Origin of the sequence: Leifsonia sp. NPDC077715 (assembly GCF_040686855.1) — a bacterium.
Taxonomy (GTDB): Bacteria; Actinomycetota; Actinomycetes; order Actinomycetales; family Microbacteriaceae; genus Leifsonia.
This window is the reverse complement of record NZ_JBFBOG010000003.1, coordinates 320,205-344,258: the sequence shown is the minus strand read 5'-3', so window position 1 is coordinate 344,258 and position 24,054 is coordinate 320,205. Positions and strand designations below refer to the sequence as shown.

At 71.4% G+C, this 24,054-nt stretch carries 19 protein-coding genes; 2 read left to right on the top strand and 17 right to left on the bottom strand.

Features of this window, described 5'->3' with window-relative positions; translation table 11 throughout:
* The first annotated feature begins 28 nt into the window (after positions 1 to 28).
* Positions 29 to 622 carry a 16S rRNA (guanine(966)-N(2))-methyltransferase RsmD gene (gene rsmD / locus AB0P25_RS15445; protein ID WP_363808473.1) on the top strand — a complete coding sequence of 198 codons (594 nt, stop codon included), beginning with the start codon at positions 29 to 31 and terminating at the stop codon, positions 620 to 622.
* Positions 623 to 638: 16 nt separating this feature from the next.
* Here rsmD and thiL read toward each other — a convergent pair whose 3' ends face one another.
* The gene (thiL, locus tag AB0P25_RS15440) at positions 639 to 1,640 is read right to left on the bottom strand and encodes a thiamine-phosphate kinase (RefSeq protein WP_363808472.1); all 1,002 of its coding nucleotides are present in this window, start codon (positions 1,638 to 1,640) and stop codon (positions 639 to 641) included.
* 25 nt (positions 1,641 to 1,665) lie between these two features.
* Here thiL and AB0P25_RS15435 point away from each other — a divergent pair, with 25 nt between their 5' ends.
* Positions 1,666 to 2,163: a DUF3515 family protein gene (locus AB0P25_RS15435; protein WP_363808469.1), complete on the top strand. Its 498-nt coding sequence runs from the start codon at positions 1,666 to 1,668 to the stop codon at positions 2,161 to 2,163.
* A gap of 336 nt (positions 2,164 to 2,499) precedes the next feature.
* On the opposite strand, the gene AB0P25_RS15430 is transcribed toward AB0P25_RS15435, so the two are convergent.
* The 16 genes from AB0P25_RS15430 to AB0P25_RS15355 form a co-directional block, all read right to left on the bottom strand.
* Complete coding sequence (locus AB0P25_RS15430) at positions 2,500 to 3,597, bottom strand: D-alanine--D-alanine ligase family protein (RefSeq protein WP_363808468.1); 1,098 nt, start codon at positions 3,595 to 3,597, stop codon at positions 2,500 to 2,502.
* Positions 3,509 to 4,639, bottom strand: a complete 1,131-nt coding sequence (locus AB0P25_RS15425) for an NAD(P)H-dependent glycerol-3-phosphate dehydrogenase (protein ID WP_363808466.1) — start codon at positions 4,637 to 4,639, stop codon at positions 3,509 to 3,511. The genes AB0P25_RS15430 and AB0P25_RS15425 overlap by 89 nt, the downstream gene beginning before the upstream one ends.
* On the bottom strand, positions 4,632 to 5,405 hold the full coding sequence (locus AB0P25_RS15420; RefSeq protein WP_363808465.1) for a lysophospholipid acyltransferase family protein: 774 nt from the start codon (positions 5,403 to 5,405) through the stop codon (positions 4,632 to 4,634). Before AB0P25_RS15420 ends, AB0P25_RS15425 begins: the two co-directional genes overlap by 8 nt.
* 54 nt (positions 5,406 to 5,459) lie before the next feature.
* Positions 5,460 to 5,867 carry a type II toxin-antitoxin system VapC family toxin gene (locus tag AB0P25_RS15415; protein WP_363808463.1) on the bottom strand — a complete coding sequence of 136 codons (408 nt, stop codon included), beginning with the start codon at positions 5,865 to 5,867 and terminating at the stop codon, positions 5,460 to 5,462.
* Positions 5,861 to 6,097 carry a type II toxin-antitoxin system prevent-host-death family antitoxin gene (locus AB0P25_RS15410; protein WP_363808461.1) on the bottom strand — a complete coding sequence of 79 codons (237 nt, stop codon included), beginning with the start codon at positions 6,095 to 6,097 and terminating at the stop codon, positions 5,861 to 5,863. The genes AB0P25_RS15415 and AB0P25_RS15410 overlap by 7 nt, the downstream gene beginning before the upstream one ends.
* Before the next feature lie 59 nt (positions 6,098 to 6,156).
* Positions 6,157 to 7,527, bottom strand: coding sequence for a UDP-N-acetylglucosamine 1-carboxyvinyltransferase (gene murA, locus AB0P25_RS15405; protein ID WP_363808460.1), 1,371 nt, complete (start codon positions 7,525 to 7,527; stop codon positions 6,157 to 6,159).
* Positions 7,524 to 8,123, bottom strand: a complete 600-nt coding sequence (gene leuD, locus AB0P25_RS15400; RefSeq protein WP_064108718.1) for a 3-isopropylmalate dehydratase small subunit — start codon at positions 8,121 to 8,123, stop codon at positions 7,524 to 7,526. Before leuD ends, murA begins: the two co-directional genes overlap by 4 nt.
* Positions 8,123 to 9,616 (bottom strand): 3-isopropylmalate dehydratase large subunit, encoded by a 1,494-nt coding sequence (gene leuC / locus AB0P25_RS15395; RefSeq protein WP_363808459.1) that lies wholly within the window; start codon positions 9,614 to 9,616, stop codon positions 8,123 to 8,125. Before leuC ends, leuD begins: the two co-directional genes overlap by 1 nt.
* Positions 9,617 to 9,768: 152 nt before the next feature.
* The gene (locus AB0P25_RS15390; RefSeq protein ID WP_363808458.1) at positions 9,769 to 10,293 is read right to left on the bottom strand and encodes an FHA domain-containing protein; all 525 of its coding nucleotides are present in this window, start codon (positions 10,291 to 10,293) and stop codon (positions 9,769 to 9,771) included.
* A 22-nt stretch (positions 10,294 to 10,315) separates the two neighbouring features.
* Positions 10,316 to 12,688, bottom strand: coding sequence for a transglutaminase-like domain-containing protein (locus AB0P25_RS15385; protein ID WP_363808456.1), 2,373 nt, complete (start codon positions 12,686 to 12,688; stop codon positions 10,316 to 10,318).
* A complete protein-coding gene (locus tag AB0P25_RS15380; protein WP_363808455.1) occupies positions 12,685 to 14,001 on the bottom strand; it encodes a DUF58 domain-containing protein in 1,317 nt (438 codons plus the stop codon). The genes AB0P25_RS15385 and AB0P25_RS15380 overlap by 4 nt, the downstream gene beginning before the upstream one ends.
* A gap of 45 nt (positions 14,002 to 14,046) precedes the next feature.
* Positions 14,047 to 15,015 (bottom strand): AAA family ATPase, encoded by a 969-nt coding sequence (locus AB0P25_RS15375; protein ID WP_363808454.1) that lies wholly within the window; start codon positions 15,013 to 15,015, stop codon positions 14,047 to 14,049.
* An 11-nt stretch (positions 15,016 to 15,026) separates the two neighbouring features.
* Positions 15,027 to 20,294, bottom strand: coding sequence for an Ig-like domain-containing protein (locus tag AB0P25_RS15370; protein ID WP_363808453.1), 5,268 nt, complete (start codon positions 20,292 to 20,294; stop codon positions 15,027 to 15,029).
* 117 nt (positions 20,295 to 20,411) lie between these two features.
* Entirely contained in the window at positions 20,412 to 21,170 is a 759-nt protein-coding gene (locus AB0P25_RS15365) for a hypothetical protein (protein ID WP_363809320.1), read from the bottom strand.
* A complete protein-coding gene (locus AB0P25_RS15360; protein ID WP_363808452.1) occupies positions 21,158 to 22,780 on the bottom strand; it encodes a protein kinase in 1,623 nt (540 codons plus the stop codon). Before AB0P25_RS15360 ends, AB0P25_RS15365 begins: the two co-directional genes overlap by 13 nt.
* Positions 22,781 to 22,785: 5 nt before the next feature.
* Entirely contained in the window at positions 22,786 to 24,048 is a 1,263-nt protein-coding gene (locus AB0P25_RS15355; RefSeq protein WP_363808451.1) for an FHA domain-containing protein, read from the bottom strand.
* Positions 24,049 to 24,054: the final 6 nt, after the last annotated feature.

Sequence of the window (24,054 nt, the reverse complement as noted above, 5' to 3'; positions counted from 1 at the left end):
CCCGCGCCGACGCTAGGCTCGTGGGGCTATGACCCGAATCGTCGCCGGCTTCGCCGGATCGCTCACCCTGCAGGTCCCGAAGAGCGGCACGCGCCCCACCAGCGACCGGGTGCGCGAGGCGATCTTCTCGGCCCTGGACGCGCGCGATGCCGTCCACGGAGCCCGCGTGCTCGATCTGTACGCCGGGTCAGGGGCGCTCGCGCTGGAGGCGGTGAGCCGCGGGGCCGCGTCGGCGGTGCTGGTGGAGAAGAACGCGGCCGCGGCACAGGTGTGCCGGCGCAATGCCGCCGCCGTCGCCGCATCCGCGCGTGCGGCGTCGCGGCACGCGCCGCACCCGCTGCCCGCGATCGACGTCCGGGCCGCGGCCGTGACGTCCTACCTGGCGGGCGCCTCGGGCCCGTTCGACGTCGTGTTCATCGACCCGCCCTACGACGTGGGCGACGGCGACCTGCACGAGGTGCTGACCGTGCTCGTCCCGCTGCTCGCCGAGGATGCCGTCGTCTGCGTCGAGCGCAGCGCCCGCGGCCCCGAGCCGACCCTCCCCGCCGGCCTCGCCCTCGAACGCCGCAAGGACTACGGGGAGACCGCGATCTTCTGGCTCTCCCCCGCTCCCGCGGCCTAGCCCGTTCGGCGGCTGACTAGCCGCGACCGCCGTCCCATTCGAGGTAGGGGTCCCAGCCGCCGCGCTCGGCGAAGGGGCGGCCGTCGACGAGCAGGCCCTCGCCTGCGCGCACGACGCCGACGCGGCGGAAGCCGCCGGGGAGCGGGACCTCGGGCGGGAACGCGGCGAACAGGCCGTGGTCCTCGCCGCCAGTGAGCGCTGCACCCAGGTCGGGGCCGAGGGCGGACGTGTCCAGGTCGATGGCGACTCCGCTCGCCTCCGCCACCCGCCGGGCGTCGAGGGCGAGGCCGTCGCTCAGGTCGAGCATCGCGGTGGCGCCGGCCTCAGCCGCAAGCGGTCCGTCGGCGATCGGGGGACGCGGCCGCAGCTGCGCGCCGACGGCCTCGGGATGTGCGGCCGCGACGGCGGCGAACCGCTCCGCATCCGGCTCGCCCACCGCATCCACCCCTTCCGCGAACAGGAGCCGCAGTCCGGTGGCGGCCTCCCCCAGCGCACCGGACACGGCCACGACATCCCCGGGACGGGCGCCGCTCCGCAGCACGGGTGCGCGACCCTCCAGGTCGCCGAAGGCCGTGACGGCGAAGGTCAGCGTCGCAGAGACCGACAGGTCGCCCCCGACGACACCGCAGCCCGGCGCCAGCTCGGCGCACGCCATCCGGAAGCCGTCGGCGACGCCCTCCAGCCAGGCGACCTCGGTCTCGGGAGGCGCGGCGATGGCCACGACCAGCGCGGTCGGCACGGCGCCCATCGCGGCGACATCGGACAGGTTCGTGGCGGCGGCCTTCCAGCCGAGGTCGACGGGGCCGGACCAGGCGAGACGGAAGTCCGGTCCGTGCACCATCATGTCCGTCGTCACGACGAACCGGCCGTCCGGGGCGGCGAGCACCGCGGCGTCATCACCCGGCCCGACCAGCGTCGCCCGGGACTCCGGGAGCCGCGGGAAGATGCGCCGAAGGGCCTCCCGCTCGGACGCCTCCCCGAGGGTGAGGCCGGCCGCGTCGCTCCCAGAGTTTCCCATGATCTGAAACGGTAGCCTGAAACCGATGTCCTCTCGTCGCCGTGCCCTGCCGGCCCTCCTGCTCGCCGGTGCCGCGCTGCTCCTCGCGGGATGCGCGCCCACCGTCTCGCTCGATCCCGCGTCCGACAGCAACGCGCCCGGATGCGCCGAGATCAGCGTGCGCCTGCCCGACACCGTGGCCGACAAGCCGAAGCGCGAGACGGATGCGCAGGCCACCGGCGCCTGGGGAGACCCGGCGGCTGTCATCCTGCGCTGCGGGGTGCCGCCGATCGGGGCGACGACGAAGCCGTGCGTGAACGTCAACGGCGTGGACTGGGTGCTCATGACCGACCCGGCGGCCAAGACGATCGTCTACCAGACGTTCGGCCGGACGCCGGCGACCGAGGTCATCATCGACCACGTCGCGGGCGTCTCGGACTCGTCGGTGCTTCCCGAGTTCGCCAGCGCCGTGCAGACGGTTCCGCAGACGCAGAAATGCCTGTCGACGCTCGACACCGACCCGACGGAGACCCCGGCGCCGTAACGGCTCTGCCGTCCCCCCGCGTGCAGAACGGAGGGCGAACCGGACTTCGCGGCCTCGAATACCTCCCTTTCGCGCTGGTTCCCGGCGTGTCGCGTGTCAGTTCCTCCCTTTCGGTCAGGTTCCGCGCGCTACGGGATGGGCGAATCGGAGGAACATGCATTCGGCGCGCCGGAGATCTGCGGGGAACGGAGGATGCGGGCGCTCTCAGACCCGGTGCGGCCTCCGTTTTGCGCGTGCGGGCGGGCGCCGCGCGCCTCAGGGGGCGGCGGGGCGCCGCTGAGGCAGCGGAGGACGGTGGGGCGGCGCTCAGCCGGGCGGAGGCCGGCGGGGCGCCGCTCAGGCGGCGGCGCGGGCCAGGGCGACCTGGATGAGTTCGTCGATGAGGGCCGGGTAGCTGAGTCCGCTCTCCTGCCAGCAGCGGGGGAACATGGAGATCGGGGTGAACCCGGGCATCGTGTTGATCTCGTTCACGACGAATCCGTCGGCGGTGAGGAAGAAGTCCACGCGCGACAGACCCTCCGCTCCGATCGCGTCGAAGGCGCGGATACCGAGGTCGCGCATCTCGGCCAGCTGGGCGTCCGTCAGGTCGGCCGGGCAGACCAGGTCGATGCCGGGCGCGTCCAGGTACTTGGCCGCGAAGTCGTAGAAGTCGCGCCCGCTCAGGACGATCTCGCCCGCGACCGACGCCCGCGCCGGCTCCCCCGGTCGGCCGCCGAGCACGGCGATCTCGACCTCGCGGCCGGTGACCATGGACTCGATCAGCACGTGGTCGTCCTCGGCTAAGGCGGTCGCCATGGCCTCATCCAGGCCGGACCAGTCGGTCACCTTGGTGACGCCGACGCTGGAGCCGGCGCGCGCCGGCTTGACGAATGCGGGCAGACCCAGAGACCGGACCTCGTCCCGAATCGCGTCTGCGTCGGAGCGCCACTCGAACGCGGTCACCGTGCGCCACGGCGCGACGGGGATGCCCGCCTGCTGCAGCACGGTCTTGGTGAAGTGCTTGTCCATCCCGAGCGCGCTCGCCAGCACGCCGCTGCCGACGTACGGCAGGCCGACGAGTTCGAGCAGCCCCTGGAGGGTGCCGTCCTCGCCCCACGGGCCGTGGAGGATCGGGAACACGATGTCCACGGCGCCGAGCGAGCGGCGCGAGCCGTCCGCCTCCACGACCGTGAGCTCCTTCGTGGCGACGCTGTCGGGCCACAGGATGCGCGTGCCGTTGTCCTCGACCTCCGGCAGCTTCTCGGCGTTCAGCGCGAAGCTGCCGGCGTCGTCCGGCTGGAGGGTGAAGGCGCCTTCGTGGGTGATCCCGACCGGGATGACGTCGTACCGATCGCGGTCGATCGCCTCAAGAACGCCCGCCGCCGTCGCGCAGCTGATCGAATGCTCGCTTGAGCGACCCCCAAAGAGAAGCGCGACCGCGACCTTGTCCGTCATCCAATGTCCTTTCGCCTTGCGGCTCGTCCGAATCCGTCGTGAGATGCGGCGCGATGTCCTTCGGATCGAGCGTACCGGCGAGCACCTGGCTCACCTGACGGACGATCGGCATGTCCACCCCGCGCGCTTCGGCCAGGCTCAGGATGGGCGCCACCGAGGCCAGCCCCTCCGCGGTCTGGTCCATCTGCTTCACGACGTCGTGGAAGCCGTAGCCCTGGCCGAGCAGGCGCCCGGCGGTGTTGTTGCGGCTGAGCGGCGACTCGCAGGTCGCGATCAGGTCGCCGAGCCCCGCGAGGCCGGAAAGCGTCTCGGGCTGTGCGCCGTACGCCACCGCGAAGTCGGTCATCTCGACCAGGCCGCGCGTGATGATCGAGGCCTTCGTGTTCTCGCCGTACCCGACGCCGTCGACGATCCCGATGGCCACTGCGATGAGGTTCTTGAGCACGCCGCCGAACTCGGTGCCGATCACATCGGTGTTGACGAAGCTGCGGAAGTAGCGGTTGGTCGCCGAGATCGCGACGGCCTGGGCGGTCTCGAGGCTCGCCGACGAGACGACCGCCGCCGTGGGCTGCTCGCGGGCGATCTCGAGCGCGAGGTTGGGACCGGAGGCGACCGCGATCCGCTCGGGCTCGATCGGCAGACCCTGGGCGATCACCTCGCTCATCCGCAGGCCGGTGCCCTTCTCGACGCCCTTCATCAGGCTCACGACCACCGTCTCCGGCCCGAGGAACGGGATCATCGCCTCCAGGTTCGAGCGGAGGGTCTGGCTGGGGATCGAGACGAACACCTGCTCCGCATCCCGCATCGCCTCGCCGAGACGTGCGGTGGCGCGGAGGTTGCGCGGGAGGTTGATGCCCTCCAGGTAGTCGCTGTTGCGCTTGACCTCGTTGATCTCGCGGGCGATCTCCGGCCGGCGCGCCCACAGCACGACGTCCGAGCCGCCGTCGGCGAGGATCTTCGCGAACGTGGTGCCCCAGCTTCCGGCGCCGAGGACGGCGATGCGGCGCGGACGGGCGACGGGGGGCTTCACTGCTCTAGCCATCGAAGCGGCCCGTCTCCTTCTGGTCGTGCTTGGTCGGATCCCAGCGCTCGGCCGGGGCCTTCTCGCCGCGGAGGTCTTCGAGCAGGGCCGTGATCGCATCCATGATGACGGCGGTCGCCTCGGTGAGGGTGGAGTTGTCGAGGGGACGGCCGCGGAACGCCGAGAGGTCGACCGGGTCGCCCACCTTGACGTCGATCGTCTTGCGCGGGAACCAGCTGATCTTCTTGGCGTAGCGCGCCATGACCTGCTGGGTGCCCCAGTGCGCGATCGGGATGACCGGGAGGTCCTGCTCCAGCGCCATCCGTGCCGCGCCGCTCTTGCCGCGCATCGGCCACATGTCCGGGTCGCGGGTGAGCGAGCCCTCGGGGTAGATGATGACGATCCGCCCCTCCTCCGCGATCTTCAGCGCGGCCTCGAGCGGCGCGGCGCCGCGGGCGCTGCCGCCGCGGGAGACGGGCACCTGCCCGGACTTACGCAGGAACCAGCCGAGCACGGGGACCTTGAACAGGCTGTCCTTGGCGAGGAAGCGCGGCAGGCGCCCCAGCTTCCACGAGACGATGCCGATCATGACCGGGTCGATCTCGGTGTAGTGGTTCGGCGTGAGGATGAACGCGCCGGTGCGCGGAAGTTTGTCGCCGTCCACGATCCGGAACCGCGCGAGCAGGCTTCCGATCGGGATGATGAGTCCGGCGAGGACCCAGAAGATGGAGGGACGGCTCTTCTCGGAGCGCTGCTTCTTCGGAGGCGTCACGGTTTCAGGCACCATCCCATTATCCGCGACCCGGCATGGCGCGAGGCGCATGCCGGGCCGCGGGAGGGCTCATCCCGCCACCCGGACCGGACGGAGGTCGAGTCCGGGGATGCCCTCGAAGTCGTCCGGATTGCAGGTATGGAGCGGAAGATCGCGCGAGATCGCCGTCGCCGCGATGAGCGCGTCGAATGCACGCGCTGACGGCTTGCGACCCGCGTCGCGGAGGGACTGGGCGACGTGCGCGAATGCCCGCGCCGCCGCCGAATCGAAGGGGATGGGATCGAAATCCGCCTCGGCGAGCTGCAGATGCGCCTGACGGGCGGCGCGCTCGTCCGCGCTCTTGGCCACGAGAGGACCCACGGAGAGCTCCGCGAGCGTGATGGCACTGATCGACGGGATGTCCGGAAGCTCGCCCGGGTCGACCCGGGCGAGCAGGATCAAGGTCGACGTATCGAGCAGACCCGGCTGCATCACCATGCCTGGTCGACGATCTCGTCGATGTCAGCCCGGAGCGCCAGCGGGTCCACCGTCGGCAGCGTCCGTCGTTCCGCGATCAGCACGGACAGGGCACGGCCCGGCGCGGACAGCGGTGACAGCTCGGCCACCGCCGTCCCGTCACGCGTGATGGTCAGGTGTTCTCCGCGCGCGACCCTGTCGAGGATATCGCCGCCGTGGTTGCGTAGATCTCTCACGCTGACAGTCTCCATGAGGAGACTGTATCACGGGTGAGACAGCACCGGATCTGTGGATAAGCCGGCGGCCCGACTCAACCCTCCATCGTGAAGTCGGCGCCGAGGAGCTCCAGCTTGGTGATGAAGTTCTCGTAGCCACGGCTGATGATGCCGACGTTGCTCACGGTCGAGCGGCCTTCGGCGGTCAGCGCCGCGATGAGGTGGCTGAAGCCGCCGCGGAGGTCGGGGACCTCGATGTCGGCGCCGGTCAGCTGCACCGGCCCCATGATGACCGCGGAGTGGTTGAAGTTGCGCTGGCCGAAGCGGCACGGGTGGCCGCCCAGGCACTCCTTGTGGACCTGGATCTTGGCACCCATGTCGTTGAGCGCGTCCACGAAGCCGAAGCGCTGCTCGTACACGGTCTCGTGGACGATCGACACGCCCTCGGCCTTGGCGAGCGCCACGACGAGCGGCTGCTGCCAGTCGGTCATGAAGCCGGGGTGCACGTCGGTCTCGATCACGACGGGCTTCAGCGGGCCACCCGGGTGGAAGAAGCGGATGCCGTCGTCGTGGATCTCGAACGCGCCGCCGACCTTGCGGAAGACGTTGAGGAAGGTCAGCATCTCGGGCTGGCGTGCGCCGCCGACGTAGATGTCGCCGCCGGTCGCGAGCGCTGCGGCGGCCCAGCTGGCGGCCTCGTTGCGGTCGAACAGCGCGGTGTGGCTGTAGCCCTCGAGGCGGTCGACGCCCTCGATGCGGATCACGCGGTCGGTGTCGACCGAGATGATCGCGCCCATCTTCTGCAGGACGTTGATGAGATCCATGATCTCGGGCTCGATCGCCGCGCCCTTCAGCTCGGTGATGCCCTCCGCGCGGACTGCGGTGAGCAGCACCTGCTCGGTCGCGCCGACGCTCGGGTACGGCAGCTCGAGCTTGGCGCCCTTGAGGCCGTTCGGGGCCGTCATCCGGATGCCGCTCGGCAGCTTGTCGACGATGGCGCCGAACTTGCGCAGCATCTCCAGGTGGTAGTCGATCGGACGGTCGCCGATGCGGCAGCCGCCGAGGTCGGGGATGAACGCCTCGCCCAGCTTGTGCAGCAGCGGGCCGCAGAACAGGATCGGGATGCGGCTGGAGCCGGCGTGCGCGTCGATGTCGGCCATGTGCGCCGACTCGACCGCGCTCGGGTCGAGCAGGAGCTCGCCCTCCTCGGCGCCGTCCGTCACCTTCACGCCGTGCACCTCGAGCAGCCCGCGGACCACGCGGACGTCGGAGATGTCGGGAACGTTCCGCAGAACGCTCGGACCTTCACCGAGGATCGCGGCGACCATCGCCTTCGTGACGAAGTTCTTGGCGCCGCGGACCTCGATGCGGCCCCGCAGGGGGATGCCGCCGTTGATCGTGATGCGGTCGCCCTTGAGGCCGACGCGCGCTCCAGCTGCCTGGGCGTCCTGAAGAAGTGAGTTCAAAGTTTCACCGGGAGGGTCGTGGGCCGCCAGCTCGCGCGGCCCGATTCGTATTCGGAGATGAGCGCTTCGTCGCGCAGGGTGAGGGCGATGTCGTCCAACCCTTCGAGCAAACGCCAGCGAGTGTAGTCGTCGATGTCGAAAGACACCTGGACTTCCCCGACGGTCGCAGTCTTGGCAACCAGATCCACGGTCGCGGCTATTCCCGGCTGCGCTTCGATGGCCTCCCACAGCCGCTCGGCGTCCTCCTCGGAGATCACGCCGGTGAGCAGGCCCTGCTTGCCCGAGTTGCCGCGGAAGATGTCGGCGAACCGGGGGCTGAGTACGACCCGGAAGCCGTAGTCGCGCAGCGCCCACACGGCATGTTCGCGTGACGAACCCGTGCCGAAGTCCGGGCCGGCGACGAGCACCGTGGCGCCCGCGTACTCGGGGCGGTTGAGGATGAAGTCCGGGTCCTGGCGCCACGCATGGAAGAGGGCGTCGTCGAAGCCGGTCTTGGTGACGCGCTTGAGGAACACCGCCGGGATGATCTGGTCGGTGTCGACGTTGCTGCGCCGGAACGGGACGGCCGTTCCGGTGACGGTCTCGAACTTCTCCATCAGGCGCCCACCTTCTCTCCGACGCGCGTATCCGTGCCGCCATCCTGCGGCGTGTCGTCGCCTTCGTGCTCGAGGTCCCACGGGCTGGACAGCGTGCCGCGGATCGCGGTGGCCGCGGCGACCAAGGGCGAGACGAGGTGGGTGCGGCCGCCCTTGCCCTGGCGGCCCTCGAAGTTGCGGTTGGAGGTGGAGGCGCAGCGCTCCCCCGGAGCCAGCTGGTCGGGGTTCATGCCCAGGCACATGGAGCAGCCGGCGAACCGCCACTCCGCGCCGAACTCCTCGACGATCTTGTCGATCCCCTCGGCCTCGGCCTCGATGCGGACGCGGGCGGAGCCCGGGACGACCATCACGCGCACGTTGTCGGCCTTCTTGCGGCCCTTGATGATGGATGCGAACGCGCGCAGGTCTTCGATCCGGCTGTTGGTGCACGAGCCCATGAAGACCGCGTCCACCGGGATGCTCTTCATCGGCGTTCCAGGCTCGAGGTCCATGTACTCCAGCGCCCGCTCGGCAGCGGCCCGCTGGTTCGGGTCGGCGATGACCGCCGGATCCGGAACGGCCTGGCTGAGGGAGACGCCCTGACCGGGGTTGGTGCCCCAGGTGACGAACGGCTCGATCTCGTCCGCGTCGAGGTAGACCTCGGCGTCGAACACCGCAGCGTCGTCGGTCTGCAGCGTCTTCCAGTAGGCGACCGCCTCATCCCAGTCGGCGCCCTCCGGAGCGTGGGGGCGGCCCTTCAGATAGGCGAACGTGGTCTCGTCGGGCGCGACCATGCCCGCGCGGGCGCCGGCCTCGATCGACATGTTGCAGATCGTCATCCGGCCCTCCATGGAGAGCGCGCGGATCGCGCTGCCGCGGTACTCGAGCACGTAGCCCTGGCCGCCTCCGGTGCCGATCTTGGCGATGACGGCCAGAATGATGTCCTTCGCGGTCACGCCGGGCCGCAGCTCGCCCTCGACCGTGATCGCCATGGTCTTGAACGGCTTCAGCGGCAGCGTCTGGGTGGCGAGCACGTGCTCCACCTCGCTGGTGCCGATGCCGAACGCCATCGCGCCGAACGCGCCGTGCGTGGACGTGTGCGAGTCGCCGCAGACGACTGTGATGCCCGGCATGGTGAGACCGAGCTGCGGGCCGACCACGTGGACGATGCCCTGCTCGACGTCGCCCAGCGAGTGCAGCCGGATGCCGAACTCCTCGGCGTTGCGGCGCAGCGTCTCGATCTGGGTGCGGCTGGTCAGGTCGGCGATCGGCTTGTCGATACCGATGGTGGGCGTGTTGTGGTCCTCGGTCGCGATCGTCAGATCGGGACGGCGGACCGGGCGCCCGGCCATCCGCAGACCGTCGAAGGCCTGCGGGCTGGTGACCTCGTGGACGAGGTGCAGGTCGATGTAGATGAGGTCGGGCGAACCGTCCTCGCCCTTGCTGACCAGGTGGTCGTTCCAGACCTTCTCGGCCAGTGTCAGCGGCCGGGAGGTGGGTTCGATGGTGCTCATGTTCTGCGAACTCCTTAGCGTGTGAACGGATCAGCCGTCGACGGACTCCGCGGCGAGAGTGGCCTGATGTCTAGGACTCGCCGCGGCGGCTAAGGAGGAGAAGACCCGCGTACACGAGTGACAGGCTATCACCCGAGCGGCGTCGGTCCCGGTCAGGAGCGTTCGGCGCGGACGCGGAGATCGCCGAGCAGGAGCTCGCTGCCGGGAGCGACGGGGACGGGCTCCCCCGCCGGGATCCGGACACCCGCGATGGTGACGCCGTTGGTCGAGTGGAGGTCGATCACGGTGAGGGCGTCGCCGTCCGGGAGCAGCGCGGCGTGGGTCTTCGAGACGGTGGAGGCGGGGTCGTCGAGGGCGATGAGTTCAGCGTCGGCGGCACCGGCGGGCGCGGCGGCGGTGGACGGGTTGCGGCCGAGGAGGAGCGGGCGGGTCACCGGGAGGGTGCGGTCACCGGGCAGGCGCAGCCGCCAGACCGGACGCGCGGGCACGACCGGACCGCCGGGGCCCGGTGGCGGGGTGAACGCGGGCAGCGGGCGACCGGGTGCCGGCTCCCGGTCGGCCGGCGCCGGCGGACCCGGGCGCCGGTCCGGGACGCGCGGGGCGTCCGGCGACGGCGTGGGCTCTGGCCGCGACGGGATGAGACCGGGCGGAGGCACGATGAACCCGCTGTCGTCCATGCGCCCCACTATACGAGGGGGCTCAGGCGCGACGCGGTCGCCGGTAGCGGAAGGCGGCGAGGCGCGCGCGCAGCGGCCCGGCGGCCTTCGTGGCCCGAGCCAGCGTGTCGTCCGTCGTGTTCCAGGCCCGGGTGACGCGCTCCTCGGTGACGACCGACCCGTCGAAGACGGCGGCGTCGACGTGGTGCGCGAGCGCGCGCAGGCCGTCGTCGGGAACCGGCAGGCTCTGCGCACGCGACTGCTCCTCGAGCGCGTCCGCCGTCCGGATGCGCGTCGCCCTCTCGGGAATCGTCAGCCCGAGTTCGGCGTAGCGGTCCGTCAGCTCGTCCCACGCGCCGGCGGCACGCCGGTCGGGAGGACCCGTCATCTCCCGCCGGCGCCGTCGTCGGCGCTTGAGCGCCGCCACGATGAGCAGCGGAACGAAGTACGCCAGCAGCGGGATGCCGATCACGCCGAACACCACCCAGGCCCAGATGGGGATCTGGAACGGCTTCGCCTTGTCCTTGGGGTCGTTGTCCTTGGTCTTCACCGGCGTCAGCAGGTCTTCCGCGCGCGGGTCGGCGGGCGGAGGCTGCCGCACCTGCGGCTGCGGTTCGAGCTTCGGCTTGGTGGTCTGGTTCTTCGGGGCGTCCGTCTTGGTCGGCGTCGGGAAGAACGGCACCCAGCCGACGCCGTCGAACGCGACCTCGTCCCAGGCGGTCACATCGTCGCCGGTGACCGTGGTGGTGTTGCCCGTCACTTTCGGCGCGAACCCCATCACAACGCGGGTCGGATAGCCGAGACGCCGGGCCATCAGGGCGAAGGCGCTCGCGTACTGCTCCTGGTCGCCGACCATCGGCGACTTGGACAGCAGGTCCGTCATCCGGTCCGCGCCCTGACCAGCCCGGGAGGGGACGGGGTCGGAGGCCCGGCCATGGCTGAGGTAGCCGAGCGATTTCAGCGAGCGCTCGATGTTCCGCAGCTTCTGGATGGCCGTGTCGGCCGAGCCCGCGTACTCCTCGGCCTTCGCAGAGACGACGTCGGGCACGTTCGTGACGGGAGGTAGCGTGAGCTTCGCCGGAGGGACCTTGGCGAGCGCGCGGTCGTTCGGCACCTTCTGCGCGGTCGCGCCGACGGTGTAGGTGAGGCCGTCGCGCACGCCGCTCGTAACGGCCGCCGTCCCGGTCGCCGTGTTGACGCGCACGGTGGCCGCCGGATCCTGGCCGGTGTGCTCGTCGAAGGTCAGGCGGTTCGTGTAGCCGAGGGTCGGCAGCCAGACGTCCGAGTAGCCCAGCACGTCGATGGCCGCGGTGGACGACGCCCCCGCCGTGAACAGCGGCGGCTTCGGGATGGTGCTGCCCAGCAGTTCGAAGGCGCCGGACGCGTCCGCGTCGCTGCCCGGAGAGGCGACCGACCAGACCACGCCGTCGTAACTGTCCATCGTCGCCAGCCGGATGACCTGACCCTGTCTGAGGCCGGTGACGGTGAAGAGCTTCGTCTTCTGGAGGTTCTTGGTGTACTTGCGGAAGCCGGCGAGCGGGCTCGGATAGTCGAGCGGGTCGAACGGCGGCGTGATCTCGTCCCGCACGACGAACCGGGAGGCCGCGGGCGGCGCGAGGACCGACCCCGCCAGCGCGCCGACCAGCACGGCGCCGAGGACGACCACCGCCCCGCCGAGCAGCCGGCTGCGGCGGACCGCGGAGTCGGTCTCCACCCGGTCCCGGGCGAATCGGGCGCGGCGCCACGACAACCAGACCAGCGCGATAGCGGCGAAGAGGATGCCGCGGAGGCCGGCAAAGAACGGGTCGCGCGTCCCGAGCAGGATCGCCGCGAGGAGCAGCAGCGCCGGGCCGATCAGGAGGACAGCGGCGCGGCCGGCGGAGGGGCGGCGGACGCGCGGCAGCCACCGGACGGCGAGGGTCACGGACACCAGGGAGACGAGCCATCCGGCGACGTACGGCACGACGGCCACGTAGGGCGGCGCCTCCAGCGGCGCCTGCAGCGTGACGGCGTCCGACCATCCGAAGACCGCCCCCAGCACGAGACCGGAGAGGCTGTCGAGCGACGGGAGCACCCCGTAGATCGCAAGACCGGGCAGAGCGAGCGGCGTGCCGAGCAGGAAGTACGCGGCCAGCGCGATGACGACGGTGAGCGGCCACGACAACCGGAACAGGCGGCCGAGCAGCGCGACTCCCCCACCGACCACGATGCCGCCGACGGCCGCCGGCGCGAAGGCGTAGTGGCCGAAGGCCGGCTCGAAGCCGACGACGGCGACCAGGCTCAGCAGCGTGAGCACCGCGACGTCGACCCAGGTCGTCGCCGGCAGCGTGTCGAGCAGCGGTGCCGTCGCGGTGGCGCGGGCCGTCGAGTCGCCGCCCGTCGACGCTCGTCGCCCCGTCCCGGTCGCGGCGGTCATCGGCCGGCCCGCTTCAGCAGGGCCGGCAGCTCCGGCAGCGCGGACACGGTGATGAGCATCGAGCGGCCGAGCCGCGCGAGCCGCGGCTCCCCCGCCTCGTCGACGCGGATGACGATCGTCTCGGTGTCCGCACCCCACAGGGCTGCGGCGCCGCGCAGCTCGGCGGGGTCGACCTGCGAGCCCGCGACGGTCACGGCGAGGCTCGGCGCGGCCAGCCGGAGCGTGGCCTGGCGCAGGAACTCGCGAATGCTCGGGTGCGCCCCCTCCACCGGCTGGATGCGGCACGAGTCGTCGAGCAGCGCCGTCGGCGTCGCCACCCGCATCGGGCCGCCCTGCCACACCGCGTCGATCTCGGTCTCCTCGCGGATCACCTGGCAGCCGATGGAGGCCATCACGGAGACGCCGAGCTCGAACTCCTCGTCGGAGGCGAAGTGCGGCCGCTCCGCGTCGAACGCCAGCAGGAGCTGCGACCGACGCGTCTCCTGGTACTGCCGGACCATCAGCTGCCCGGTCCGCGCCGACGTCCGCCAGTGCACGTTCCGGATGTCGTCACCGGGCTCGTACGTGCGCAGCGCGTGGAACGCGAGGTCGCTGTCCGTGATGACCTTGGTGGTCTGCCCCTCGAGGTCGCGGACCAGGCCACGCGCGGTGGCGGCGAGGCGGACGGTCTTGGGATGCACGAACAGCTCGATCTGGTCCGTCCACTGGTTCGTCCTTCGCAGCAGCCCCAGCTGGTCGCCGCGCACCGAGATCGCGGGACCGGCGAGGATGAGCGCCCGCCGCGCCGTCGGGACGGCGAACAGTTCCTCCGTCTCGGCGCCCGGCGCGAGTCGCGGGATGGTGAAGTCGGCCTGGCCTTCGCCGACGGGAAGCTCCATCCGCGTGGGCAGCACCGGCCGCGTCCCGCTGTTGGCGACGGTCAGCCGGCCGAGCGCGCGGTCGCCCGCCACGACGCGTCGCGGGTTGAGCTCGATGCCGACCCGGTAGGTCGACCGCCCGAAGACGAAGGCCGTCGCGATCACGACAGCGGCGACGAGCGTCGCCGCGATGAACGCGAACTCCGCCCAGCCGAGCCACACCGCGAGAACGATGGAGACGACGGCCGAGGCCAGCACGATCCAGCCGAGCGTGCTGACGACGCCCACGACCGGGCGGACGCGCGCGCCGATCACCCGCCCGAGTGGCGCCACCCGGCCACCGATGCGGCCGGCCGCGCGCCCGACCGCCGCGCCGACCTGGGACGCGGCGATGCGCGCCTGATCGGTCGCCGACGCACGGCGGCGCCGGGCGCGGGCGGGGCTGTCGGTGGTCATGTTCGCGTCCTGTCGAATGTCGGGCGGATCGGGGGCGAAGGCGGCTCAGGCGGCCCGGTAGGCCGGCGGCGTGGCGGACGCGACGGCCCGCTCCACCACGTCGGCCGCCGTCACTCCGGCGAACTCCGACTCGGGGTCGACGATCACGCGGTGCGCGAGCACCGGCAGGGCGAGGTCGCGGATGTCGTCGGGCGTCACGTAGGTGCGCCCGGCGGCGATCGCCCAGGTCTTCGCGGCACGGGCGAGCGCCAGGGCGCCGCGGATGCTCACGCCGAGGGCCGAGTCCTTGTCGTCGCGCGTGGCGGTGACGATCTCGCTGAGGTACCCCATGACGCTGGCGTCGGTGTGCACCTCGGAGGCGAGCTGCGCCAGCGTCGACACCGAGTCGGCGGCTATGATCGGCCGCACCGCGGACGCCCGCGCCCGGTTGGACGAGTCGAGCAGCAGGTCGACGGTGGTCGCGTGATCCGGGTACCCGAGCGAGGTCTTGATGAGGAAGCGGTCGAGCTGGGCCTCGGGCAGCGAGTACGTGCCCGCCTGCTCCACCGGGTTCTGCGTGGCGATGACGATGAACGGCGAGCCGACGGGATGCCCGACGCCGTCGACGGTGACCACTCCCTCTTCCATCACCTCGAGCAGCGCTGACTGCGTCTTGGGGCTGGCGCGGTTGATCTCGTCGGCGAGGACGACGGTCGCGAAGATCGGCCCCGCGTGGAACTCGAAGCGACCGGTCGACTGGTCGTAGATGGTCACACCCGTGACGTCGGACGGCAGCAGGTCGGGCGTGAACTGGATGCGCGACTGCGTGCCCTCGACCGTGTTGGCGAGCGCCTTCGCGAGGACCGTCTTGCCGGTGCCCGGCACGTCCTCCAGCAGCACGTGCCCGCCGGAGAGCATCGCCGTGATCACCAGCCGGATGCTGTGCTCCTTGCCGAGGATCGCCTTATCCACGTTCCCGACGAGTTGCGCGAACGCCCCGGCGAACCAATCCGCCTGCTCCTGTGTGACTGCCACTGCTTATCTCCCTACTTGGACCAGTCCTGGACACTGCTCTGGACACCGCCGACCACCACGTACGCCCCGGGGTACCCGCACCACGGCTCGATGCTGCTGTTGGGGTCGCCGTGATAGTGCCCGTACCCGCTGCCGTTGGTGGTGATCGTCCGGGTGGACAGCGTGCTCCCATTGCAGTGCACCTGCATGCTGAACGACGAGTTCGCCTTGAAATCGTGGAGAGTCACGTCGTACGTGTAGCTGTGCACATATCCGGGCTTGAGGTCGCCCTTCGCCAGGTCGACCGAGGGCGACGGCGGAGGCGGGTCGTTCACCTGGACGGTGTTCGACGTGGAGGCCGGGCCCTTCTTCCCACCCGGGTTCTCCGCGTACACGTCGAACGAGTACTTTCCGGCGCCCTTGTTGTTGACCTTGGCGGACGTAGCGGTGGTGCTCGTCCAGCTTCCGCCGTTGAGTCGCCAGTAATAGGTCGCCCGGCCGCCGCCGGTGCCGTTCGGATCGGACAGCGCGTTCCAGCTCAGGGTCAGGTCGCTCGGCGCGTTCCCGCTGCTGCTGATCTTCGCGCCGCCGACGGCCGTGGGGGTGCCGTACGGGGTGACCGCCGGGCTCGGCGCCGACTGCTCGCTCCACCCGTCCGCGTTCTGCGCGCGGACCGTGAAGGAGTACGACTTGCCGTTGGTGAGGCCGCCTATCGTGACATCCCCGACCGACTGCGTCGTGACGGTGTGCGTGCCGTCCGTGACCTGGTAGTTCGCGATCGGCTTCCCGTTGTCGGCGGGCGCCTTGATCGCCACGGTCACTTTTCCATCGCTCGCCCGGGGATTCGTCGGGGCGCTCGGCTTGGCGGGCACGTCGTGGATCGTCACCCGCAGCTGACCGATGGCGGATGCCGTCCGCTTCGGGTCCTTCGTCGCGTCCTCGACGTGGTACACGACGTTCACGGCACCGATCGCCGCGCCCGACGAAGCGCTGACGCTGATCGACGAGCCGGTGTGGGTGACGGTGACGCCCGACGGCGCACTCTGCGCCTTCGCGTCCGTGATCGTCAGCGCCTGCCCCGGGAACGGGTTCACCCACTGGTCGTCACCGGCCGCGCCGTTGAGCGTGGCGGTCTGCCCGCGCTTGACCTCCTCCGTCTGCGGCGGGTTCTTCTGCGTCGCCACCGGGCGGCTGGAGCTCACGACCTGCACGTTCACCGTGCCCTGGATGGTGTGGGTGCCCGAGCTGATCGTCACCGGGATGGATGCGGTCTCGCCCGCCTGGGTGCCGAGCGGCGCCGACAGGGTCAGCGTCGACCCGCTGAGGGAGGACTGGATCTTCGGGTTGGGCGACGTTCCGCCGGAGTAGGTGAGCTTGTTCAGGATGTCGGGGTTCGGGTGGAAGCTCGACGCCCGCAGGTCCACCGAGAGCGGCGCCTCCCCCGGCTCGATCTTCTCGCTGGGCGAGGTGAACGTCGGCGCCACGTCGGACTGGTCGGGCTCCCCCACGGTGATCGGGAGCACGAGCGTGGTGATGCGGTCCGCGGTCGTTCCCGACTCGCGTCCGTCGTTCACCTTGAAGGTGATCGCGGCCGGCCCGCGGTATCCCTTCGCCGCCGTGAACCTCAGCGTCTGCTCGTCGTCGTACGACGACCCGCCCGCGCTGTTCGTCGCGCTGACGCCCGAGGCGCCGGTGAGCTTGTACCCGCGGCCGGAGGGCACGGTGAGGATGTCGGACAGCTTCCAGCTCTTGGATCCGTCGGCCTGCACGATCTGCTGCGGCAGTCCGTCGCGGAGTCGGGGCGGCGCGGTCGCGTCGCCCTTCGGCGGGACCACGACGAACGCGGTACCCGTCAGCGAGGTCACCGGGTCGGTCAGCGTGTAGGCGATCGCGATCCGCTGCTCCCCCGGCGTCACGGTCAGGGTGCCGTCGTCGCCCACCGTCGCCGCCCCGGCGTTCGGGCCGGTGACGCCCACCTTCAGCGCGTCGACGAGCCCGGAGGGGTTCGTCGCGCCGTCGAGGACGTTCACCTTCACGCTGGACTTGTTCGCGACCTCGTCGGCCTCGAGCACGTGGTCGACCGCGGTCGGCGGCACGTCCTTCGCGTTCGGCGTGACCGTGACCTGGATGAACGCGCTCGCGACACCACCCTGACCGTTCGTGATCTGGTAGCGGACGACGAACGAGCCCTCGTCCTTCGGCGCGGTGACGAGGACGATCTTGCCGTGCACGGACGCCTTCAGGCCCTCGTCCACCTGGAGCAGCTTCTTCTGCAGGGCGATGGCGTAGCCGTTCGGGTCCGAGTCGTTGTCGAGCACCGGCACCGCGATCGTCCGGCCGGGCTTGACCTGCACGGGGTCGTTGACGGCGATCGGCGGCCGCACCTGGTCCGGGCGCGGGATGACGGCGATTGAGACCGTGCCGGTGGCCGTCTTCCCGTAGGTGTCCTTCACCTGATACGTGAAGGTGTCCGTACCCGCCGAGTCCGGGTAGGCCTCGTAGGTGAAGGACCGGCTGGTCGAGTCGGAGATGCGCCCCAGCGTCGGCTGGGTGGCGAGGCCCGAGAGGGTGACCGAGTCGCCGTCCGGGTCGATCCCGTCGAGGGGCACGTCGACGGGAACCGAGGAGCCGGCGAAGGCGCGCACCGTCAGCGGCGTGGGCTGCGGCGCACGGTCTGACCCCTTGTCGGGCGCCTCGACGACGAACGTGACCGTCGCCTGCGCCTTCTGCCCGTACTTGTCGGTGATGCCGTAGACGACGTTGTACTGGCCGGGCGTCCTGGGCGCCTGGTACCGGACGGTCTCGCCGCTGACGAACGCGGTCGCGCCGTCGCCGGCGGCGGACGCATCCCGGAGCTGCGCATCCAGCGTGAACGGAGCGTTGTCGGGCGAGTAGTCGTTGTCCATGACGGACACGGTCGCGACGTCGCCCGCACGGACCGGCACCTGGTCGTCGACGGCGACCGGGGGCTGGTGCTGCACCAGCGGCGGGACGGGGACGACCGTGATCCCGGCCGTCGCCTGCGCCACGCCATCGGAGACGACGTATGTCAGCTGCACCTGCTGGGTGAGCACCGTGGGAGCGGTGATCTTGACGACCGCATTGTCGAGCACTTCGACGTTGAGGTCCTGGGCGCCCTTGCCGACCGCGACCGAGCGCACCGCCAACACGCGGCCGGACGGCGACACGTCGTTGTCGAGCACCGCGACCGAGGTCGGCTCCCCCGGCCGCACATACGCTTTGTCGGTGACCGCGATCGGCGGCGCCTCGCTGGCCCCCTGCGCCGCGATGTCGACGCGGGCGAGGCCGGTCGTCGTCTTCGGGCCGGCGCCGAGCGTGTAGTCGACGTAGTACTGCCCCGGGGCATTGCTCTTGACCGTGATGGTGCCCTTGGTGGCGTCCGAGGTCACCTGGGCGCCGGAGCCGTCCAGGGACGCGCCGACGAGCGTCAGCGGCTCGCCCGACGGCGACTGGTCGTTGTCGAGCGGATGCAGCACGACCGGCCGCCCGGTGAAGCCGTCCGCGAAGTCCGTGACCGCGACCGGGTCGAGCGTGCCGGCCGGCTTGACCGTGACGATCAGGCTGCCGGTCGTGGACGCGCGGCCATCCGAGACCGTGACCCGCACCTCCTTCGACCCGGCCTGGCCGGTCTTGCTCGTGAAGGTGACGTCGCCGTTCGGCTTGAAGCGCACGTCGTCCTCGGTGGTCGCCGTCGCGGCCACCAGGCTGAGGTCATCCCCATCCGGGTCCAGCCAGTCGTTCAGGACGTTGTAGGCGACCGACTGGCCGACCTCGGTCTGGGCGGTGCTCGAGCGGGTGGAGGCGGGGGCCGTGTTCTCGGCCGGCTGCTTGAGCGTCGCATCCACCTGCGCCCCGGCGGTGCCCCCGCGGCCGTCGTCGACGGAGTACCGGAACGAGATCGTCCCGCTCAGACCCTCCTTCGGCGTGAACTGGATGGCGCGCCCGCCTTCGACCAGCTGCAGCACCCCCTGTGCGGCGGGAATGGCCGAGACGTCCGAGATGGTCAGGACGTCGCCGTCCGGGTCGGTGTCGTTCGCCAGCACGTGCAGCACGGTGGAGCGGCCGGGCCTGACGCCGTACGCGTCGTTCACCGCGACCGGCGGCCGGTTGACCTCCGTGCGCTGCGCCAGCGTGTCGGCGAAGGACTGCACCACCGGCTTCTCCTCGCCGGTGTCGCCCTGCACGGTGGTGTCGTTGGGCTTCAGCTGCGCCCAGTTCTGCACCAGCCGCATGTTGGAGGAGACCACCCACGCGTTGCCGTCGCGGAGGTTGTTGAGCGCGATCACGCCGTGGTTCACGCGGAACTCGAGGTCGTCGCCCTGGACCGGCTGGTCGATGTCCAGTCCGACGGGCTTCTTGCCGTCGCAGGAATAGAGGTAGCGGCCGGAGCCGGACCATGCGCCGTACGAGCAGGTGCCCAGCCGGACGGGCGCGGACACCGCATCCGGTCCGCCCTTCGACGCACTGCCGGCGGGGGCGGCCGTGACCTTCCCGCCGCCGAGCGGGACGGTCAGGAGGCTGTTCGCAGTGGCCACCAGCGCCGACGGGTCGTCCTGCCCCGGCTGCTGCAGCTTCAGTCCCTTCGCCGGCAGGTCGACGGTCGTGCCGGACCCGGTGATCACGCGGTTGCGCTGGGTGTCGAGCACGACGGGCTGATCGCCGACCGCCGTCACCTGGAACGCGCCGGGCACCGGGAAGTCGCGGGTCTGCGGCTTCCCATTCGGCTCGTCCACCGTCACCAGCCGCTTGCTCTTCGGCGCGACCACGAAGGTCTTGCCGGACTTCGCCACGGCGAGCTTCGCGCCGCTCCCGACCTTCGCGATCGGCTTCGTCTTCGCCTTGTCGAAATCGAGCCGCCCGGACGCGTCCAGCACCCACAGCGATCCGTTCGGCGCGAGCACCGACAGGGTGTTGCCTCCGTAGCCGACCTGCGAGTCCTCCGGGATCTGGATGCGGCCGCCCAGCGACACGAAGGCCGGGTCGATGCGGTCCACCGTGCCGTGCGGGAGGTCGGTCAGGAAGTACGCCGACCCGTCCTGGAGCACGTCCAGGTCGGCGCTCGCGCCGGTGACCGCCGCGTCCAGCTCGTCGATCTGGTGGTTCAGCCGACCGCCGAGCAGCTTCTCGCCGTTCGTGACCCAGACGTCGCGGGTGTCGAGCTCGACGGCGTTGACCGGGAACCCCTTGTGCAGCACGGCGATCGTGAGCGGGACGCCGGCGACGACGGCGACTGCGGTGATCATCGCGAGCGTCTTGCGCTCACGGATCCACCTGCTCAACGAAACCAAGACTCTGCTATCCCCCGGGCTGGAAAAACGCGTCCACGCTAACACGGTGCGGCGACGCGTCCGAATGGGGAGGACTCCCCATTCCCGCCGGGCCACGCACCTCGCGCGTCAGTCGTCCGCCCCACCATCCCGCGGGGTCGCGGCAGGGTCAAGGCGCTCGGGCGCCCCCTCAAGGAGGGGCAGATCCTCCACGCCGACGAGCCGCGTGGTCACCGCGTACTCGACCAGGCGGGCGCGACGGTTCGTCGCCAGCTTGCCCCGGCCGCCTCGGAGACCCGCGACGCCGAGCTTGTCGAGCTTGTCGCAGACGTTGTCGAGCTTGCGGTTGAAGGTGGTCATGCTCCAGCCCAGGCGCTCCGCCGCCTCCGCCGAGGTCGGGATGGTCCCGCGGCCGGGAACGGTCTGCGTCAGCACCCCCTCGGCGAGGGCGACGATGAGCTGCCGCTGGCTCGTGGTGAGCGTGACCGGAAGGACCGTCGTGGAGCCGTGCGAGGAGTCCACCTGGACGGCCGTGGCGTACCAGTCCTCGTCGCTCGTGATCGTGAAGTCGTACGTCGTCGCCCCGGCGCTGAACATCACGTGCATGGTCGGGAAGACGATCGGGAGCTTGGCGCCGGGCGCGAGCCACGCCTGCATCGTGCCGGTGGCATCGGTGACGGTCGCGGTCAGGAGGGTGCCGACGTTGCTCAGCCACCACATCCCGAAGTCGTGCACCACCGTGAGGAAGCGGCGGTGGAGGTACGGGTTGTCGTCGATGGTCAGCTCGGCCTCGCGGCCGATGCCGAACTCGGTGCCCGGTTCGACCGTGTACAGCTCGCCGCAGAACTCGACGGTGAGCGAAGCCGCCGCGCCGGTCACGGGGCGCAGGCTTTCAGCTGCTCGGAGGTGCGCCCGGCCCGGACTGTCGCGATGTCGATGCAGACCGGGACGCCGGGCGTGAGCCCGGTGACGGTGACCTTCGGTTGGGCGGTCACGGACGGGCCGTTGGTCGTCCCCTCCTGCACCCAGGTGTACTGATCGCCCTTCGCGGGGGCCTCGGTCTTCCATGCGAACGCGGCGCTGGTTCCGTCGGGCGCGCGGACGGCGGACACCAGGACCGGCGGCGGGACGACGGTGACGGCGATGCTGCCGTCGTCGCCCGTCGAGCCGGCGCCGGGGGTGCGCGGTGCGCCGGTCGGCGCGAGGACGTTGGCCACGATCGTGGCCGCGACGCCCAGGAGGACGACGGCGGCGGCACCGACGCCGATCCAGGTGAGGAGACGGCGGCGGGGGTCGCGCGGAGTGGTGACCGGCGCGTCCTCGGCGGGCGGGCGCGAGCGCAGCACCGTGTGCTCGGCCACCGTGCTCTCGCGCGCGGTGGGCGCGAAGGGCTGCGGGGCCACCGGGACGACACCGCGCACGCGGGTCGCCGCCGGTTCGGGCGCCACCGGCTCGGCGACCTGCTGGACGGGGGACGCGGGCGGTTCCTCCGGCTGAGCACGGATGGTCGCCACCGAACGCGCCCGGGTCTCCTGCTCGTCGCCGCTGCCGCCGGGCGCCGGACGCGCATCCCCGACGGTCAGGTTCGGCACGTCGATGCTGGTCGGTGCGAGGCCCAGCTCCAGTTCGACCCGCTGCAGGGCGCGGGCGAAGTCGACGGCCGACTGGTAGCGGTCCTCGCGCCGCGTCGCCATGCCGCGCCGGAGGGACGCGGTGAGCGACGCGGGCACGTCGGTGCGGTCCAGCGGCGTGATCATCCCGCGCTCGATGCGTCCCATCAGGTCGAGGGTGCCGTTCGACCGGCCCGGGACCTCGAACGGCGTCCGCCCGGCGAGCAGCGTGTGCACGGTGGCGGCGAGCGAGAAGATGTCGCTGCGCACATCCGGGTCCGGGTCGTCGGAGAACATCTCCGGCGGCGACCACGGCACGCTGAGTCCGACGCTGCGGCTGCCCGAGGTGGCGGTGTCCGACGGCTCGCGCCGGAGCTCGGACAGCGTGGTCGTGTGCACCGGCAGCTCCTCGAGCGCGGACGCGATGCCGAAGTCGGTCAGCGCCGGCCAGCCGAGCGCGTTGGTGAGCACGTTCGCGGGCTTGATGTCGCGGTGCAGGATGCCCGCGGCGTGAGCGGTGGCGACGGCGCTGGAGAGGCGGACGCCGGTGCGCAGGGCGTCCTCGACGCCGATCCGTTCGCGCTTCAGCCGGTCGGCCAGCGACGGTCCGGAGCAGTACTCCATCACCAGGTAGGGCCGGTCGTCGCCCGCGACCCCCGCGTGGAAGATCGTGACGATGTAGGGATGCGCCGAGAGCCGGGCCATCACGTTCGCCTCGGCGACGAACCGGGCGCGGGCGGCCTCGTCCACGCCGTCCGTCAGCAGCACCTTCACGGCGACGCTGCGCTTGGGCAGCTCCTGCTCGTAGAGGAAGACGTCGGAGAACCCGCCGGACCCGAGCAGACGGATGAAGTGGAAGCCGTCGAGCTCGGGCGGCTGCGACGCCATACGCCTCATCCGGCCGCCTCGACCGTCAGCGTCACGCCGCTCCCGAGGTCGATCAGCGTGCCGAGCACGACGGTCGTCGGCTCGCCGCTGCGGAGCTTCTGCGGGGACGCGCCGGGGAGCACGATCAGGGTGCCGTTGCGCGAGTGCAGGTCGGTCACCACGACGCTGTCCCCCTCCACGGCGACGGCGACGTGCGAGCGCGAGATGTCGTCCTCCGCGCTGGTCAGGGTGACGGGACGTGCGTCGCGCAGCGACGGAACCGCAGAGACGTTGGGCGCGCGGCCGACGACGATCGGCACGGACAGCGGCTCGCGACGGCCGTCGGAGAGCAGGAGCGCGTACTCGAGGCGTTCCGGAGCGGCGGGTACGGGTTCGGACCGATCGCTTCCGCTTCGCTGCGGCAGGTCGCCGCTCATCACCGTGAGGCCGTCGTGGTCGCCCTCCATTCGGCCGGCCGCGGGCGGGAACGAGTCGGTGATGAACCCGGGCAGGTCGATGCGCGGTGGCGCCGCCTCCTCCTCGTCGGGCCGCACGGCGGCGTCCTCGACGCTGCGCACCATCGTGGCGCCGAACAGGTGGTCGTAGCCGGTGGTCTCCGCGACGGGCGCCGCGGTCGCGGGAGGAGATGCGACGGGAGCGACCTCCGTCAGCGTCGCCTCGGGGACACGGGTCTGCGGGTCGGGCTCGGCGGGGAACCCATCCCCGGCGAAGGGCTCGACCGCGGGGCCTGCGACGACCGGCTCGACGGGAGCCTCGACGACCGCCTCGACGACCACCGCATCGAGCGGACCGGTGTCGCGCTCGCGCTTCGGCGGTGCGGCCACCGTCGCGCCAACGTCCTCCGCGCGGTCGGCCGCCGACCACGCGAGACCCGAGGCGCGGACCACCCCGTCGATGAGAGGCAGGGCCCCGGTGTCCACGTGCTCGCCCAGCGCGGCGGCATCAGCCTGTGCGAGTTGCGTCTCCACCCACGACGACACCCCGTTCGCCCGGACGTCCCGCTCCCGGCCGCCCTCGGTCACCGTCGCCGACGCGGCCCCGCGCACGGCGAGAAGCACCGTCTCGGCGGAGGCGTCGAGCAGGGCGAACGACGGCGTACGGCTCAAACCTCGCGCGACCAGGGCATCCAGCGTCTCGGCGAACCCCGCACGGACCGCGTCCAGCAGCGTGCGGAGCCGGCCGGTGTCGGTCTCGGCGACCAGCAGCGCGCGTCCACCGCCCGCGACGACCGCCCACTCCCCTGCCGTCGTCTGCTGAACCTCGAACACGGACGA

Coding starts and splice junctions, on each gene's coding strand:
- AB0P25_RS15420 (WP_363808465.1), bottom strand. CDS start 5,405: ATGGTGCCTGAAACCGTGACGCCTCCGAAGAAGCAGCGCTCCGAGAAG.
- AB0P25_RS15435 (WP_363808469.1), top strand. CDS start 1,666: ATGTCCTCTCGTCGCCGTGCCCTGCCGGCCCTCCTGCTCGCCGGTGCC.
- AB0P25_RS15390 (WP_363808458.1), bottom strand. CDS start 10,293: ATGGACGACAGCGGGTTCATCGTGCCTCCGCCCGGTCTCATCCCGTCG.
- rsmD (WP_363808473.1), top strand. CDS start 29: ATGACCCGAATCGTCGCCGGCTTCGCCGGATCGCTCACCCTGCAGGTC.
- AB0P25_RS15430 (WP_363808468.1), bottom strand. CDS start 3,597: ATGACGGACAAGGTCGCGGTCGCGCTTCTCTTTGGGGGTCGCTCAAGC.
- leuC (WP_363808459.1), bottom strand. CDS start 9,616: ATGAGCACCATCGAACCCACCTCCCGGCCGCTGACACTGGCCGAGAAG.
- leuD (WP_064108718.1), bottom strand. CDS start 8,123: ATGGAGAAGTTCGAGACCGTCACCGGAACGGCCGTCCCGTTCCGGCGC.
- AB0P25_RS15380 (WP_363808455.1), bottom strand. CDS start 14,001: ATGACCACCGACAGCCCCGCCCGCGCCCGGCGCCGCCGTGCGTCGGCG.
- AB0P25_RS15360 (WP_363808452.1), bottom strand. CDS start 22,780: ATGGCGTCGCAGCCGCCCGAGCTCGACGGCTTCCACTTCATCCGTCTG.
- AB0P25_RS15410 (WP_363808461.1), bottom strand. CDS start 6,097: ATGGAGACTGTCAGCGTGAGAGATCTACGCAACCACGGCGGCGATATC.
- thiL (WP_363808472.1), bottom strand. CDS start 1,640: ATGGGAAACTCTGGGAGCGACGCGGCCGGCCTCACCCTCGGGGAGGCG.
- AB0P25_RS15425 (WP_363808466.1), bottom strand. CDS start 4,639: ATGGCTAGAGCAGTGAAGCCCCCCGTCGCCCGTCCGCGCCGCATCGCC.
- AB0P25_RS15385 (WP_363808456.1), bottom strand. CDS start 12,688: ATGACCGCCGCGACCGGGACGGGGCGACGAGCGTCGACGGGCGGCGAC.
- AB0P25_RS15415 (WP_363808463.1), bottom strand. CDS start 5,867: ATGGTGATGCAGCCGGGTCTGCTCGATACGTCGACCTTGATCCTGCTC.